The 15,697-nt window shown below is 67.8% G+C and carries 13 protein-coding genes; 4 read left to right on the top strand and 9 right to left on the bottom strand.

What is annotated here, in order from left to right; all coding sequences use genetic code 11:
- Window positions 1-27: 27 nt before the first annotated feature.
- On the top strand, window positions 28-3,516 hold the full coding sequence (locus tag CCK87_RS11150) for a bifunctional proline dehydrogenase/L-glutamate gamma-semialdehyde dehydrogenase (protein ID WP_086461514.1): 3,489 nt from the start codon (window positions 28-30) through the stop codon (window positions 3,514-3,516).
- Window positions 3,517-3,718: 202 nt separating this feature from the next.
- On the opposite strand, the gene CCK87_RS11145 is transcribed toward CCK87_RS11150, so the two are convergent.
- From CCK87_RS11145 to CCK87_RS11125, 5 genes are all read right to left on the bottom strand, one after another.
- On the bottom strand, window positions 3,719-5,020 hold the full coding sequence (locus CCK87_RS11145) for a M18 family aminopeptidase (protein ID WP_086461513.1): 1,302 nt from the start codon (window positions 5,018-5,020) through the stop codon (window positions 3,719-3,721).
- 191 nt (window positions 5,021-5,211) lie between these two features.
- Window positions 5,212-5,706, bottom strand: a complete 495-nt coding sequence (locus CCK87_RS11140; protein WP_140162823.1) for a hypothetical protein — start codon at window positions 5,704-5,706, stop codon at window positions 5,212-5,214.
- A gap of 46 nt (window positions 5,707-5,752) precedes the next feature.
- Window positions 5,753-7,417 (bottom strand): CYTH and CHAD domain-containing protein, encoded by a 1,665-nt coding sequence (locus CCK87_RS11135; protein WP_086461511.1) that lies wholly within the window; start codon window positions 7,415-7,417, stop codon window positions 5,753-5,755.
- 98 nt (window positions 7,418-7,515) lie between these two features.
- The gene (locus CCK87_RS11130) at window positions 7,516-7,995 is read right to left on the bottom strand and encodes a MarR family transcriptional regulator (protein ID WP_086461510.1); all 480 of its coding nucleotides are present in this window, start codon (window positions 7,993-7,995) and stop codon (window positions 7,516-7,518) included.
- 64 nt (window positions 7,996-8,059) lie between these two features.
- On the bottom strand, window positions 8,060-8,941 hold the full coding sequence (locus CCK87_RS11125) for an LLM class F420-dependent oxidoreductase (RefSeq protein WP_086461509.1): 882 nt from the start codon (window positions 8,939-8,941) through the stop codon (window positions 8,060-8,062).
- A gap of 52 nt (window positions 8,942-8,993) precedes the next feature.
- On the opposite strand from CCK87_RS11125, the gene CCK87_RS11120 reads away from it, so the two are divergent.
- The 3 genes from CCK87_RS11120 (at window position 8,994) to CCK87_RS11110 (ending at window position 11,158) form a co-directional block, all read left to right on the top strand.
- The gene (locus CCK87_RS11120; RefSeq protein ID WP_086461508.1) at window positions 8,994-9,971 is read left to right on the top strand and encodes an aldo/keto reductase; all 978 of its coding nucleotides are present in this window, start codon (window positions 8,994-8,996) and stop codon (window positions 9,969-9,971) included.
- 96 nt (window positions 9,972-10,067) lie between these two features.
- A complete protein-coding gene (locus tag CCK87_RS11115) occupies window positions 10,068-10,505 on the top strand; it encodes a VOC family protein (RefSeq protein ID WP_086461507.1) in 438 nt (145 codons plus the stop codon).
- 11 nt (window positions 10,506-10,516) lie between these two features.
- Window positions 10,517-11,158 carry a winged helix-turn-helix transcriptional regulator gene (locus tag CCK87_RS11110; RefSeq protein ID WP_086461506.1) on the top strand — a complete coding sequence of 214 codons (642 nt, stop codon included), beginning with the start codon at window positions 10,517-10,519 and terminating at the stop codon, window positions 11,156-11,158.
- A 121-nt stretch (window positions 11,159-11,279) separates the two neighbouring features.
- On the opposite strand, the gene CCK87_RS11105 is transcribed toward CCK87_RS11110, so the two are convergent.
- The 4 genes from CCK87_RS11105 to CCK87_RS11090 all read right to left on the bottom strand — a co-directional run bounded on the left by CCK87_RS11105 (window position 11,280) and on the right by CCK87_RS11090 (window position 15,471).
- Complete coding sequence (locus CCK87_RS11105) at window positions 11,280-11,549, bottom strand: HPr family phosphocarrier protein (protein WP_055779059.1); 270 nt, start codon at window positions 11,547-11,549, stop codon at window positions 11,280-11,282.
- A 64-nt stretch (window positions 11,550-11,613) separates the two neighbouring features.
- The gene (locus tag CCK87_RS11100; protein WP_086461505.1) at window positions 11,614-13,683 is read right to left on the bottom strand and encodes a fructose-specific PTS transporter subunit EIIC; all 2,070 of its coding nucleotides are present in this window, start codon (window positions 13,681-13,683) and stop codon (window positions 11,614-11,616) included.
- Window positions 13,684-13,699: 16 nt separating this feature from the next.
- On the bottom strand, window positions 13,700-14,689 hold the full coding sequence (locus CCK87_RS11095; protein WP_086461504.1) for a hexose kinase: 990 nt from the start codon (window positions 14,687-14,689) through the stop codon (window positions 13,700-13,702).
- Window positions 14,686-15,471: a DeoR/GlpR family DNA-binding transcription regulator gene (locus CCK87_RS11090; protein WP_086461503.1), complete on the bottom strand. Its 786-nt coding sequence runs from the start codon at window positions 15,469-15,471 to the stop codon at window positions 14,686-14,688. The genes CCK87_RS11095 and CCK87_RS11090 overlap by 4 nt, the downstream gene beginning before the upstream one ends.
- Window positions 15,472-15,697 lie beyond the last annotated feature (226 nt).

The following is a 15,697-nucleotide window of genomic DNA, read 5'->3' as shown; positions in this document are numbered from 1 at the left end:
ACGTGAGCGTGATCCCATACTGAACCCATGACCGACATTGCCTCTAACCCGGAAGCGACAATCGAGGCCCTCGACGCCGCGACCCGTTCACGCCCCGACTCCCTCTCCGACCTGCCCACCCCCGAGGCAGTGACCGCCCTCGTTCGGCGCTGGCTCACGGAGGCCGCGGCCATCCCCGCCGACGCGTCCGCCCAGCGCCTGGCTGGCGTTCTCAAGGACCCGAAGGGGCTCGACTTCACCGTCGGATTCGTCGACGGCGTCGTGCGCCCCGAGGACCTCGGCGTAGCAGCCCGCAACCTGCGCGCCCTCGCTCCCGACGTGCCCGCCTTCCTGCCCTGGTACCTGAAGAGTGCGGTACGCCTCGGCGGCCTGGCGGCTCCGATCGCGCCAGCCATCGCCATCCCCATCGCTCGCAAGGTTCTGCGCGGCATGGTCGGGCACCTCATCATCGACGCGACTGACGCCCGACTCGGCGCGGCCATCGCGAAGCTGCGCAACCACGGTGAGGGAACGAAGCTCAACGTGAACCTCCTCGGCGAGGCCGTGCTCGGCGAAGCCGAGGCCGCCCGCCGCCTCGAGGGAACCCACCGCCTGCTCGCTCGCGACGACGTCGACTACGTGTCGATCAAGGTCTCCTCCACCGTCGCACCGCACTCGGCCTGGGCCTTCGACGAAGCCGTCGCCCATATCGTCGAGCGTCTCACCCCGCTGTTCGAGCGCGCCGCGAAGGCGACGCCGGCCAAGTTCATCAACCTCGACATGGAGGAGTACAAAGACCTCGACCTCACCATGGCGGTCTTTATGCGCATCCTCGACGACCCGCGCTTTCACGAACTCGAGGCCGGCATCGTGCTGCAGGCCTACCTGCCCGACGCCCTCTCGGCCATGATCCGTCTGCAGGACTGGGCATCCGCTCGCCGTGCCGCCGGCGGCGCCGGGGTGAAAGTGCGCATCGTGAAGGGCGCGAACCTGCCGATGGAGGAGGTCGAGGCGAGCCTGCACGGCTGGCCGCTCGCCACGTGGTCGACCAAGCAGCAGAGCGACACCAACTACAAGCGCGTCGTCAACTACTCTCTGCACCCCGACCGCATCGACAACGTGCGCATCGGAGTCGCGGGCCACAACCTCTTCGACATCGCCTTCGCGTGGCTGCTCGCCCAGAAGCGCGGGGTGACCGACGGACTCGAGTTCGAGATGCTGCTGGGCATGGCTCAGGGGCAGGCCGAAGCCGTGCGCCGCGAGGTCGGTTCACTGCTGCTCTACACACCCGTTGTGCACCCGCAGGAGTTCGATGTCGCGATCGCGTACCTCATCCGCCGCCTCGAAGAGGGCGCCAGCCAGCAGAACTTCATGTCTGCGGTCTTCGAGCTCAGCGAGAACGAGGCGCTGTTCACCCGTGAGCGCGAGCGCTTCGAGGCGTCGTTGGCCGAGCTCGACGACGCCGTGCCTCAGCCGAACCGCACCCAGAACCGCGGCGCGTCCGAGGCGAAGGCAGCGCGCTCAGGTTTCGACAATGCCGCCGACACCGACCCCGCGCTGCCTCAGAACCGCGCCTGGGGTCTCGAGATCCTGCGTCGCGTTCCCTCCTCGCTGCTGGGCGACGACACGATCGCCGCGTCGATCGTGCACGACGAGAACGAACTGGATGCGGTCATCCAGACCGCGGCCGACGCCGGTTCGGCGTGGGGTCGGCTCTCGGGCGCCGAGCGCGCCGAGGTGCTGCACCGCGCGGGCGACGAACTCGCCCTCTCGCGCGCCGACCTCATGGAGGTCATGGCCAGCGAAACCGGCAAGACGCTCGACCAGAGCGACCCTGAAATCTCCGAGGCGATCGACTTCGCCCACTTCTACGCCGAGCGCGCCCGCGAACTCGACGCGGTCGACGGCGCCACCTTTGTGCCCTCGACTCTCACCGTCGTCGCTCCCCCGTGGAATTTCCCCGTAGCGATTCCCGCGGGTTCCACGCTCGCTGCCCTCGCCGCGGGCTCGGCCGTGGTCATCAAGCCTGCCCGCCAGGCCCGCCGCTCCGGCGCCGTGATGGTCGAGGCCCTGTGGCGGGCCGGTGTTCCCCGCGAGGCCCTTCGTCTCGTGCAGCTCGCAGACCAATCGTTGGGTCGCGCGCTCATCGCGCACGACGCCGTCGACCGCGTCATCTTGACCGGCGGATACGAGACGGCCGAGCTGTTCCGCTCGTTCCGCCCCGACGTCCCCCTGCTCGCCGAGACCAGTGGCAAGAACGCCATCATCGTCACGCCGTCGGCCGACCTCGACCTCGCCGTCAAAGACGTCGTCTCGTCGGCCTTCGGTCACGCCGGGCAGAAGTGCTCTGCCGCGTCCCTCGTGATTCTCGTCGGCTCGGTCGCGACCTCGCGCCGGTTCCGCACCCAGCTGGTGGATGCGGTGTCGTCGCTCACGGTCGGCTACCCCGCCGACCCGAGCACCCAGATGGGGCCGATCATCGAGAAGGCGAAGGGCAAGCTGCTCTCTGGCCTCACCACCCTCGGCGACGGCGAGAAGTGGCTCGTCGAGCCGAAGCGTCTCGACGACAGCGGCGCCCTCTGGAGTCCGGGAGTGCGCGCCGGCGTACGCCGCGGATCCGAGTACCACCTCACCGAGTACTTCGGACCGATCCTCGGCATCATGACCGCCGCGACCCTCGAGGAGGCCATCGAGATCCAGAACGAGATCGACTACGGACTCACCGCCGGGCTGCACTCGCTGAACTCGGCTGAACTCGGTGTGTGGCTCTCGCGCATCCAGGCCGGCAATCTCTATGTCAATCGCGGAACGACCGGCGCGATCGTTCGTCGCCAGCCCTTCGGCGGATGGAAGAAGTCTGTCGTCGGACCCGGCTCGAAGGCGGGCGGACCGAACTACCTGCTCGGCCTCGGCTCGTGGCAGACGGCCGTGAGTCACGCCGACGCCCCGGTGGCCAACGCATCGGTTCGACGCCTGATCGACGCCGCCGCCACCGAGCTGAGCGCCGACGACTTCGGCAGCCTGCGCCGTGCAGCCGCGAGCGACGCTGCAGCCTGGGCGTCGGAGTTCGGGCTCGCCCGCGATGTGTCCGGCCTCAGCGCCGAGCGAAACGTGTTCCGATACGTGCCGCGCCCGGTGACCGTGAGATTCGGCAGCGACGCGACCGACGCATCCGTCGTTCGTGTGCTGGCCGCCGCGTTCGTCTCGGGCGCCCCGATCGAGGTGTCGGCCGCGGTCGCGCTTCCGGCGCAGCTGCGCGCCGCCGTCGCCGAGTGCGGCCTGTCGATGCGCATCGAGAGCGACGAGGCCTGGCTGGCCCGGGCAAACACGATGACGGATGCGACGGTGCGGCTGGTCGGCGCGTCTGCCGGTGCGCTCGCCATCGCCACGGGCGGACGCCCCGATCTCGCCGTGTACGACGGCGAGGCCACGGAGTCGGGTCGCATCGAGCTGCTGCCGTTCCTGCACGAGCAGGCGGTATCGATCACGGCGCACCGCTTCGGAACGCCGAACCACCTGAGCGACAACCTGATCTAGCGGCGGGATCTCGATACGGTCGCTGCGCGACCTACTCGATCAGCGCAATCTCCTGCGCTGGTCGAGTAGTCGCGCGAGGAACGAGCTCGACGTATCGAGACCACCCACGGCTAAGCTGCGACCTACTCGATCAGCGCAATCTTCTGCGCTGGTCGAGTAGTCGCGCGAGGAACGAGCTCGACGTATCGAGACCTGCCGCCTCCTACGCTCCTGCAAAGAATGCGCGGATCGCAGCCGACAGCGCCACGGGGTCGTCCACGTGGCACAGCTCGCGCGCCGAATGCATCGAGAGCAGCGGCACTCCCACGTCGACAGTGCGAATGCCGAGCCTCGTCGCGGTCAGCGGTCCGATAGTCGATCCGCACGGAACCGCGTTGTTCGACACGAACTCCTGGTAGCTGACGCCGGCGCGCTCACAGGCGCGTGCCCACAGAGCGGCACCGAACGCATCCGTCGCGTAGCGCTGATTCGCGTTGATCTTGAGCAGGGGCCCGCCACCCGCGATCGGGGTGTTCACGGGGTCGTGCCGCTCGGGGTAGTTCGGGTGAATCGCGTGGCCGGCGTCAGCCGAAAGGCACCAGGATGCGGCATAGGCGCGCAGACGGTCGCTCGGGGTGGCGCCGAGGCCGGCACCGATGCGGCTGAGCACGTCGTCGAGCAGCGGACCGGATGCTCCCGAGCGCGACTCGCTTCCGAGCTCCTCGTGGTCGAACGCGGCGAGCACGCTGATGTGCTGCTGCTCGGCCTGCGCCTCATCGGCGGCCGCGATCAGCGCAACGAGTCCCGCGTACACCGATGACAGGTTGTCCATACGACCGGCGGCGAAGAGCTCGCCGTCTTTGCCGAAGCGAGCGGGCGCCTGAGTGTTCGCCGTCAGCAGGTCGTAACCGGCGACATCCCAGGCCGGCACGCCCGCGAGGTGAGCCAGGTGGGCCAGCAGATCGCCCGCGTGCCCCACTCCGAACACCGGGGTCATGTGCCGCTGTTTGTCGAGCACGAGCCCCGAGTTCACCTCGCGGTCGAGATGGATGGCGAGCTGGGGAATGCGCAGGTACGGCCCGGTGCGCACGAGATGTTCGCGCCCATCGTGGGTGACGAGGCGGCCGGCGAGTTCGAGCTCGCGATCGAGCCACGAGTTCAGCAGCGGGCCACCGTAGACCTCGACGCCGGCCTGCAGCCATCCGCGGTTCGCGATGGTGGGCTTCGGCTTGAGCTTGAAGCCAGGCGAGTCGGTGTGCGAACCGAGAATGCGGAATGGCGTCGTCTTCGTGGCACCGGCAGGCGTCAGCCACGCAATGATCGCGCCGTCGCGCACCACGTAGTGCCGGGCGGATGCGACGGGGCCGTCACCCTCTGCGCCCCAGTCGCTCGTCTCGTCGAGCCGCGAGAATCCGGCCTCGTCGAGCCGACGGGCAGACTCGGCTACCGCGTGATACGAGCTGGGAGATGCTTCGATGAAACGGGCGAAGTCGTCGATGTACGCGTCAGTGATGTGGGCATCCATAGAGTCAATCCAACCACTGCGGCCGACCCCGTTCGTCCCTTCGCGGATGAGGAGAAAACGGCGACACGCCGCGTTCGGAGGAGGCGACACGCGCGCGGCGCAAGAATCTCCTCATCCGCGAATGGGGCCGGGGAGCGAGGCATTCCCCAAGCCGAGCCGACAGGGAGCATCCTGCCGAAGAGCGTTCTGCTCTAGGCGGGAGCCGTCTCGTCGGGGAACACTCTCTTATAGGTGCGTCCGTCCTTCAGCGTGACCGTCTCGGCGCGCAGCTGACCGCGGCTGACGCGCAGATACACCGCCTGCGCGCTGATTCCGAGCTTCACCGCCGCCTCCGACACCGACATGCCCGGAAGATCGGTGGGCACGCTGCTGGGTCTCGCCGAGCGCTTGCGGCCCGCCTCGTGCCGTTCGAGGATCTCGGCATCGGTGCCATGCCAGCGCCACTTGGCCGCCGCAGCTCCGAGGCCCGCGGCGTTCGCGATCTCTTCCCAGGTGATTCCGGATGCGCGAGCCTCGCGTACGGCGTGCAGCGTCGCGGCGTCTTTCTCGAGTTCACCCGCGAGCATGCGCACGGCGCGAATGCGGTCGAGGGCAGGAGGGGGCGATTGGGGCGACGCCGCAGCGGCGGCATCGAGCTCGGCCACGTGGGCGAGCCACAGGCGACTTTCGTCAGACAGGAAGGACACGCGGTCATGTTAGCCTCCCAGTTCTCTGCCTGACTGGGAGTCGCCGTCAGAGGCTCTCGGCCCGCCGATCGAGGCGTTTGAGCGCCTTCGGGGACTCGTTGAGAGCGGCCGACCCGCGGTTCTGTGCGCGAACAGACATCGCGCCGTACACGAACGTGTTCTCGCCCGCGGCGTGCGCGCGGTTCGAGCTCAGCAGCAGGTGCTCCACGAACAGGGCGTTGTCGCGGTGGTCGCCGAGAGCATCCTGCACGCGTTGCGCCTCGCACGAGATATGCCGGTACTTCTTGCCGAGCACGGCGGTGCTGCCCTTCGATACCGCGTCGGCCGCGAAGCGCAATCGGCGCGCAGCCTTGCGGGCGCTGTGCAGCGCGCTATCACCGCGGGCGTCGATGTCGCCGCCTGCACCGGATGCCCCGGCGAAAGCGGCCGCGCCGGCCCGCTTTCGTAGCCGCGCCAGTTCGCTGGCGATCACTTTGGCGGCGACGACCTTGATCGACGTGCGCTTCTCGCCGAGCGCCGAGAGGGGCGGATTGGCCACGAAGTCGTCGAGGTCATCGAACAGTCGGTAGTAGCTCGCGCTCGACAGCATGCGCAGCGCGGCAGCGTGTGCCTGGCGGTATTCCTCTAACGAGCCTTCGACGAGACGACGGTGCGAGGCGTCGCTCGTGCGGTGCCCCAGTTCGCTAAGTTCGTCATCGGCGAGTTGTGCGCGCACCTCGGCGTCGCGAGCCGTGCCGAGCACGCCTCCCAGCGTGCGCAGCCGATCACGCAGCGACGACACCCGCTCGTCGTCGAACAGCCGGCGGTAGGCCGCGAGCACACTTCGCAACCGGCGAACGGCGGAGCGCATCTGATGCACCGAATCGGGCTGGTCGGCGCGAGCCTGAGGATCGAGCTGCTCGAGTTGCTGCACCAGCTGGCGCAGGGCTTCGACGATCACGTCGGCGGCAGGACTCTTCGAAGTGAGCTCAGACGCGGGTGCGGTGCGCGCGCTCGGAGTCGCGCGCTGCGGCTCGATTGCGTCATCCTGGTCTGCTCCATCCAGCGCATCGCTCAGCGAATCATGACCGAGCGCCCTCGCGATCTTGGCGGGCGACGAAGAAACCGTGGCGGCCTCGGCGAGCACGGCGACCTCGATGGCATCGAGCAGGGCTGTTCGCTCCTCTTCGCTGTCTGGCGCCCCGGGCAGAAGCTCCACCTCCCACTCGCGCCAGGCCCGCACGGCGCCACCCCGGACATCCGATGCGGTGACCTGATCGTCGGCGAACTCGGCGACGGCCTCGCCACCCGTGCCGACGAGGTGCGTCGCGGTGCGTCGGGTCGAGATGCGAGCGATCGGGGTCAGGATGCGGTCTCGCACGATCGCGCGGACGGGCTCGAGAACGGAGTCGGGCACCTCGTCTGACGATGCGGCGGCGTCGCCGGAGCCCTCGGCCGAGTCGACGTCGAGCGGCCAGTGCAATTCTGTGCGGCCCTCACCCGCCGGGCGCTTGATGTGCCAGCCCTCGTCGCCTCCGCCCTCGCGGCGGCGCACGATGTGGCGCTTCTGCAGAAGATCGAGCGCTTCGGTGTCGTAGTACACGGCCTCGAGCTGCACGGCGTCGTCGACAGAGACGCTCTCGATGCCGTCGACGCTGGTGAATGTGGGAACGAGCGCGTTCTCATCGACGTCGTATTTGCGCTCGATCTCGACCTGGCTGGTGTGCTTCATGGGTCCTCCATCGTGGCTGACTGTCGCCGAAGCGGACAGTTGCGACCGGCACACCGGGCGCAGTAGTCCGCACCGGTATCCATTGTCGCCGACCGAGGTCAGCGCTGCACGCGCAACCCGTGCTCGGGGTCGAGCTTCGCCAGAATTTTTCCCATGACGCGGTGCAGGTCTTCTACATCTTGCGCGTCGAGCGGGTCGATCACGTAGTCGCGCACGGTGCCCACGTGGCCGGGCGCGGTCGCTTCGACCTTCTCCCAGCCCGCATCCGTGAGGCGGGCATTCGTGGCCCGACGATCGTCGGGGCTCTGCGTGCGCTCGATGAAGCCGCGCTTCTCGAGCCTCGAGACCACGTGCGAGAGGCGGGGAAGGCTGGCGTTCGTGACCAGGGCGAGCTCGGTCATGCGAAGCGTGCGATCGGGGGCCTCCGACAGCATGGCGAGCGTGAAGTAGTCGAAGTGCGTGAGGTCCGCGTCGTGCTGCAGCTGGCTGTCGAGCACTCCCGGAAGCCGCTCGACCACCGAGATGAACCGCACCCACGCGCGCTGCTGCTCATCGTTCAGCCAGACATCGTCACTCATGCTGACTATTCTACCGAGATGGTTAACGCTACAACTAAGTAAACGTGGATATTGTGCAACAAGATCAAATCTGCGAGAGCCTGCCGACGACTGTGGTCGTAAGCCGCTCAGCCCACGGCACGGGGTCGACGTAGCGGGGTGGCACGACGCCGACGAGGGTGATGCCCGCCTCCGCGTAGCGCTCCATGTCAGCGAGGAACGCGTCGGTGTCGCCCGTGGGATCGCCCTGATAGAGCATGGTCTTCTCGATCGCGTCGTAGTCGGTGCCGAGCGCATCGCAGTGCCCGCGCAGCACCTCGAGCTTGTGCTTGACCGTGCCGAGCGCTGCTTCACCCGGCGCGCCGAAGAGGTTGCAGGCCTGTGCGTACTCGGCCACCATCCTCAACGTCTTGCGCTCGCCGCCACCCCCGATGAGTATGGGCACCGAGCCGTGCACCGGCTGCGGAAGGCTGATCGTCTCGGCGAGCGAATAGTGCTCGCCCTCGAATGGCCCGTTGTTCGGCGACCACATCTGTCGACAGATCTGCAGGGTCTCCTCGAGGCGCTCGAAGCGTTCCTTCGTCGAGGGGAACGGCACTCCGAGCGCCGCGTGCTCCCGCTCATACCAGGCCGCTCCTAGGCCGAGCACCGCCCGACCCTTCGAGAGAACGTCGAGAGTCGTCACCGTCTTGGCGAGCAGGCCCGGATGCCGGTAGGTCACGCCGGTGACCAGCAGGCTCAGCCGCATCCGGTTCGTGATGCCGGCGAGGTAGCCGAGCGAGGTGTAGCCCTCGAGCATGGGTTCGAAGGGCCCGCCGGCATCGAGCATCTGGAACCAGTGGTCCATGAACGAGAAGAGTGCCACGCCGCCCTCGTCGGCGATCCGCGCCGTCTCGGTCAGGCGATCGGTCAGAGTGGTCTCCCACTCGGGGGAGGTGAACGTGTAGTAGTGCAGGCCGAGGTCCATAGGCTCACACTAACCCCGCGGCACACCGTCTCCGCAGCAGTAATCTCGAACCATGCGTTACACCCGCCTCGGAAACACCGGCATGCAGATCAGCGAAGTCGTGCTCGGCTGCATGAGCTTCGGCACTCCCGATCAAGGCGGTCACGCCTGGACTCTCGACGAGGAGGCGAGCCGTCCGCTGATCCGTCGGGCGCTCGAGAAGGGCATCACCACCTTCGACACGGCCGACGTCTACTCCGACGGATCGAGCGAGGAGATCGTGGGCCGCGCCCTGGCCGACTTCGCCCAGCGCGACGACGTGGTGATCGCCACGAAGGTGCACGGCCGCATGGGCGCAACGCCCAACCGCGGAGGCCTCTCACGGGTGCACATCATGTCGGCCATCGACGACAGTCTGCGCCGACTCGGTGTCGACACGATTGACCTCTATCAGATTCACCGCTGGGATCCCGAGACCCCGATCGAAGAGACCATGACCGCGCTCCACGACCTCGTTCGATCGGGCAAGGTGCGTTACATCGGCGCCTCGTCGATGTGGGCATGGCAGTTCGCCAAGGCTCAGCGCGCGGCGGCGGTGAACGGCCTCACCCCGTTCGTCTCGATGCAAGACCAGTACAACCTCCTGCAGCGCGAGGAGGAACGCGAGATGCACCCGCTCTGCCTCGACGAGAAGATCGGCGTGCTTCCCTGGTCGCCGCTGGCGCGCGGCCGTCTCACCCGCGACTGGGATGCCGAGACCGAGCGCACGGGCAAAGACCTGTTCGGGGCCAGGCTCTACACGTCCGACGACTCGTCGAACCGCGCGATCGTGGATGCCGTGGCCGGCATCGCCGCGGAGCGCGGCATCTCGCGCGCTCAGGTCGCCCTCGCCTGGGTCCGCCAGCAGTCGGCCGTGACCGCCCCCATCGTCGGTGCCACGAAAGCGAACCACATCGACGACGCCGTCGCCTCGCTCGATATCGAGTTGAGCGGGCCCGAACTCGAGCGCCTCACCGCCCCGTACACGCCGCGAAACCCCGAGGGTTTCTGACGAATCGGACCGATCGCCCATCGCCCCTTGACGGCTCACTTGCTTTTTGCAAGTATCAGGACATCACACTCCGTGACCGTTCTGAGGAGCTCAACAATGAAGTCGATGTTCGTCAACCTGCCCGTCACCGATCTCGAGCGCGCCAAGGCGTTCTACGAAGCGCTCGGATTCTCGATCAATCCCAAGTTCACCGATCACAATGCGGCCTGTGTCGTCGTCGAAGACGGCCACAACTATTTCATGATCCTGGTGCGCGAGTTCTTCCAGACGTTCACGAAGCTGCCGATCGGCGACAACGCCGTCAACCCGTCCGTCTCCACGGCGATCTTCCTCGACAGTCGCGACGCGGTCGACGATGCCGTGACGAGCGGCCTCGCGGCCGGCGGCACCGAGCCGCAGCCGGCATCCGACTACGGGTTCATGTACCAGCGCCAGATCACCGACCCCGACGGAAACCTCATCGAGTTCGGTTGGATGGACCCGGTAGCCGCGGAGCAAGGCCCCGAGGCCGCCGCGACCCAGCAGCCCGAGTAGGACTGAGATCGATGGCCGCACGGGATTACGGGCAGTACTCCGGCATCTCGCGCGCGGTCGAGCTCATCGGCGAGCGCTGGGCACTGCTCATCGTGCGAGACCTGCTCGTGGGGCCCCGCCGTTACGGCGAGCTCGCCGCGGGCCTCCCCCGCATCCCCAGCAACATTCTGGCGGCCAGACTCAAGGAGTTGCAGGCGGCGGGAATCACGCGACGGGCGCCGCGCTCACGCGTCATCGTCTACGAGTTGACGCCGTATGGTCGCGAATTGGAGCCCGTCGTACTGGCTCTGGGCGCCTGGGGGTTCAAGGCCTTGGGTGACGCGCGAGTCGAGCAGATCATCACTCCCGATTCGCTGACCATCGACCTGCGCACCGCTTTTCAGCCCGCGATCGCGATCGATCTGCCGGCCACGTCGTATGCGGCACGCCTCGGCGATGACGAGCTCGTCATCCGCGTCGACGGATCAGCCCTCGATGTGACGCGCGGCGACGGCCCTGTGGATGTCGCCTTCGCTACAGGGCCGGCCATCCATCGGCTCATCTCTGGCGAGCTGGCCCCGCTGCGGGCCATCGAAACCGGCGAGGTCGAGGTGCTGCGCGGCAGGGCCGAACTGCTCGGCCGCTTCGCGAACACGTTCCACCTCGCCGCCTGAGCCCACAGAGCAGCTGCGCCGGTCGAGTAGCGAGGAACGAACCGACTATCGAGACCACCCGTGGGTGATCTCGATACGTCGGCTCGTTCCTCGCGCGACTACTCGATCAGCGCAGCAGCGACTATTCGGCGTCGAGGTCGGTCTCGAGCAGGCCCGCGAGCTCCTCGAGCGCCGCCTCGGCGCCGTCGCCCTCGGCCGCGAGGGTGACGATGTCGCCGTTCGCGGCGCCCAGGCTCATGATCGAGAGGATGCTCGCGGCGTCGAGCGGAGTGCTGCCGCCCTTCGAGATGGTCACCTTCATGGGCTGGCGCTTGACAGCCTCGATGAAGACGGAGGCGGGGCGGGCGTGAAGTCCGACGCGGCTGGCGATGGTTGCGTTGCGTTCTGGCATGAGTTTCTCGTTTCGTTTATCTGAATGTGTGTGATGAGTGTGTAACCGGATGCCCGGGGCCGGCTCAGCGAGCGGCAGCCGGCACCGCGGTCGGGGCGGCGGATCCCGCGACGACTGCGCCGGATGCGGCTGCGCCCTCGGCACCCTCGACCGGGCGACGACGCACCCACTTCTTGAGGGCGACGACGAGCAGACCCGACACGATGGTTCCGGCGAGAATTGCCACGATGAACATGGCGAGGTTGCCGATCGCGAAGAACACGAAGATGCCTCCGTGCGGCGCCTGCGAGGTGACTCCCGTGCCCATGACGATCGCACCGGTCAGGGCGCTGCCCACGATTCCGGCGGGAATGACGCGCAGCGGGTCGACGGCGGCGAACGGAATGGCACCCTCGGAGATGAAGGCGGCACCGAGCAGCCAGGCGGCCTTGCCATTCTCGCGCTCAGCCATGCTGAACAGCTTCTTGTCGAGCACGGTGGCGAAGGCGAGCGCCAGCGGCGGAACCATTCCCGCCGCCATGACGGCGGCCATGATCTGCCAGGGCGCCTGATTGGTGATCGACCCAGCCGAGAGTCCGGCCACGGCGAAGGCGTACGCGACCTTGTTGATGGGGCCACCCAGGTCGGCGGCCATCATCACTCCGAGGATGAGTCCCAGGATGATGGCGCTGGCACCCGTGAGCGACGACAGCCAATCGCTGAGGCCGGTCATCAGCAGCGCGATCGGCCCGCCGAGCACGATCACCATGAGCCCCGACGCGAAGATCGAGCCGACGAGCGGAATGATGACCACGGGCATCAGTCCGCGCAGCCAGCGCGGAACCTGCAGTCGGCCAAGGGCCCACGCGATGAATCCGGCCAGCAGACCTCCGACGAGACCGCCGAGGAATCCGGCGTTCATCAGCAGGGCGACGGCACCGGCAGTGAAGCCCACCGCGATGCCCGGCCTGTCGGCGATGGCGTAGGCGATGTAGCCGGCGAGGGCGGGAACGAGGAAGCCCATCGACGCGGCTCCGATGGCGAAGGCCACCGCGCCCAGGTAGGTGCCCAGCCCGCCATCCGGCAGGTTGAAGAGGCTGTTCTGAAGGATGATGTCCTTCGCGCTGTCGCTGATCTGATACCCGCCGAGCAGGAACCCGAGGGCGATCAGCAGACCGCCACCAGCGACGAACGGGATCATGTAGCTGACACCGGTGAGCAGCCAGCGCTTGATCTTCTGGCCCACGTGCTCGTCGGTCGCGGTGTTGGTGGATGCCGCTGCGCCGTCACCCGAGACGCGTCGCGCCTGCGGGTCGTCGGCTGCGGCGAGGGCTTCGGCGACCATCTTGTCGGGCTCGTCGATGCCGCGCTTGACCGGCGCCTGGATGACGGGCTTGCCCGCGAAACGTGCCTTGTCGCGCACGTCGACGTCGACCGCGAAGATCACGGCGACCGCGTTGGCGATCAGTGCGGGGTCGAGGGGAGTCACGCTCGACGACCCCTGTGTCTCGACGTGCAGTTCCGCTCCGGCTCGCTTGGCCGCGGCGACGAGCGAATCGGCCGCCATGTACGTGTGCGCGATTCCGGTCGGGCAGGCCGTGACGGCCACCAGGATGGGTCGGGTCGCCGCGTTCGACGCGTCGGTAGCCGATGACGATGCGGCGGGCGTCGAGTCCGCGACGGGCGCGGCGGCCGGGGCTGGCTCATCCGAGAGGGCCTCGTCGACGAGATCGACGATCGCCTGTGCGCTGGGGGCCTCGCGCAGAGCGGTCACGAACTCGGGCTTGATGAGCGAGCGGGCGAGCTTCGAGAGCAGCACGAGGTGCGCCTGGTCTGCGCCGTCGGGCGCAGCGATGAAGAAGATGATGTCGGCGGGGCCGTCGGATGCGCCGAAGTCGACCGCGGGCGCAGGTCGCGCCATGGCCAGGGTCGGCTCGAGCACAGCGGTCGACCGGCAGTGCGGGATCGCGATTCCGCCCGGGATTCCGGTGTCGGTCTTGCTCTCGCGCGCCCAGGCATCCGCGAACAGCGCCTCGGTGTCACTGGCGCGACCGGATGCGGTGACCAGCTCTGCGAGGCGCCTGATGACGCCCGCGCGATCGGCTCCGAGATCCTCGTCGAGGATCACCAGCCCGGGGGTGATGAGTGAAGACATCCTTGTTCTCCTTTGTTTAGATCTGCCCCGCGGCGATGCGCGGAATCGTGGTGACGACGATGTCGCCTGGATGTGTCTGTTCGAGTGTCGGCACGGTCGTACCGGGGAGTGAGGCGGCGGCGGCACCGTGAGCCACCGCTTGAGCGAGGCGGCCGGCGGCGAGGTCGCCACGCTGATCTGCGAGCACGTAACCGGCGAGCGAGCAGTCGCCCGCTCCGACGGTGCTGCGGGCCACGATGCGTGGAGCAGGCGCACGCCATGCGCCCTCCGCATCGACCAGGACCGCCCCGTGCGAGCCGAGCGTCACGAGCACCGCTCCGAGCGACGGAGACAGCAGCGACCGCGCCAGCGAGACCGCGAGCTCGGGATCGGCCTCGAGCTGCTCGTGCGTCGCAGATCCGGTGTCGAGTCCCTGCGACTCGGCCAGCTGCAGCAGTTCTTCGGCGTTCGGCTTGATGAGGTCGACCCTCTCGCCCGAGGCGACGAGGGCCGCGAGGGGCGCACCCGAGCTGTCGACGGCGATGCGCGGAGCCCTGGGCGAGAGCCGCACGGCACGCACGAGCGAGGCATAGAACGTGTCGGCTACGCCGGGCGGCACGGATCCGGCCAGCACGAGCCACGACGCAGACGCGGACTGCGTCACGACCACATCGATGAGCTCGGCGACCACGGCCTCCGAGAGTCGCACACCCGGGTCGTTGAGTTTCGTCGTCGTGCCGTCGGGCTCGGCCAGGGTGATATTCGACCGGATGGGCGAGTCGATCGCGACCGCGGCCGTCGGTATGCCCGACACCTCGAGCGCCGCCACCAGCGGGTCTGTCGACGCGCCGGGCAGGATTGCGAGGGTGTCACATCCGGCCGCGTGCAGGGCCCGAGAGACGTTCACTCCTTTGCCGCCGGGCTCTTGGCCCGTGACGACGGCTCGCTGCACCTGACCTCGCTCGAGAGGCGCGACGAGCTCGACGGTGCGGTCGAACGACGGGTTCACGGTGAGAGTCACGATCACGGCACGATCACCTCCACGCCCTCGGCATCGAGGGCGGCGGAGAGAGTGCCGGCGGGGTCGACGTCAGAGACGAGGGTGTCGAGATCGCGCAGTTCGGCGAAGCGATAGAGCGCCTCTTCGTCGAGCTTGCTCGAATCGGCGAGCACCACAGAGCGGCGTGAGCGACGGATCATCGCGGCCTTGACCGCCGCTTCTCGCTCTTCGGGGGTACTGAGACCGAAGCCGGCGCTCACACCGTTCGTACCGATGAAGGCGATGTCCGGGCGCAGACGGTCGAGCTGTTCGATGGTCGACGCTCCGACGGCGGCGCTCGTGATGCCCCTGACGCTGCCACCGAGAAGGTGCAGCTCGATGGCGGGGTTGAGGTGCAGCAGAGCAGCGATCGGCACAGAGTTGGTGATGATGGTCAGCGGATGCCCGTGCGACGGGTTCCAGTCGACGAGCAGTTCGGCGAGCGCCCCTGTGGTCGTGCCGGCGTCGAGCAGGATCGAGCCGCGGAAGGTGTCGCCGATCATGCCGAGGGCTGCGCGGGCGATCAGGAGCTTCGCATCGCGGGATTTGTCGGCCCTGACGGCGACGGTCGATTCGGACAGGCTCGTCTTCGACCCGGCGACGGCGCCGCCGTGCACGCGCAGCAGAACGCCGCGACGTTCGAGGTGGTCGAGATCCCGACGCACAGTCTCTGCGGTGACGCCGAATCGCTCGGAGAGCTCGGTGACCGTGACTCGGCCCTGCAAGCCGATCTCCTCACCGATCTTCTGGTGGCGCTCTATCGCGTACATGTCGTCGTTGACCTCGTCCTTCGATTCGTCTGCGAACCCGCTTGTGCCTGTGTTGTGATGTGACTTTATGTCTGTTTACCTGTGAAAGCAAGATAAGCACAGATTTTGGATGTGATCTCGATACGTCGGCTCGTTCCTCGCGCGACTACTCGATCAGCGCAGGGGGTGCTTTCGCGCGGGTCGAGTAGGCCGCCCGGGGACGCTTTCGCGCCGGTCGAGTATTCGC

Origin of the sequence: Agreia sp. VKM Ac-1783, assembly GCF_900177765.1 — a bacterium.
GTDB lineage: Bacteria > Actinomycetota > Actinomycetes > Actinomycetales > Microbacteriaceae > Agreia.
Note: the sequence above shows the minus strand (reverse complement) of the source record. Positions and strands in the feature narration are given on the sequence as shown.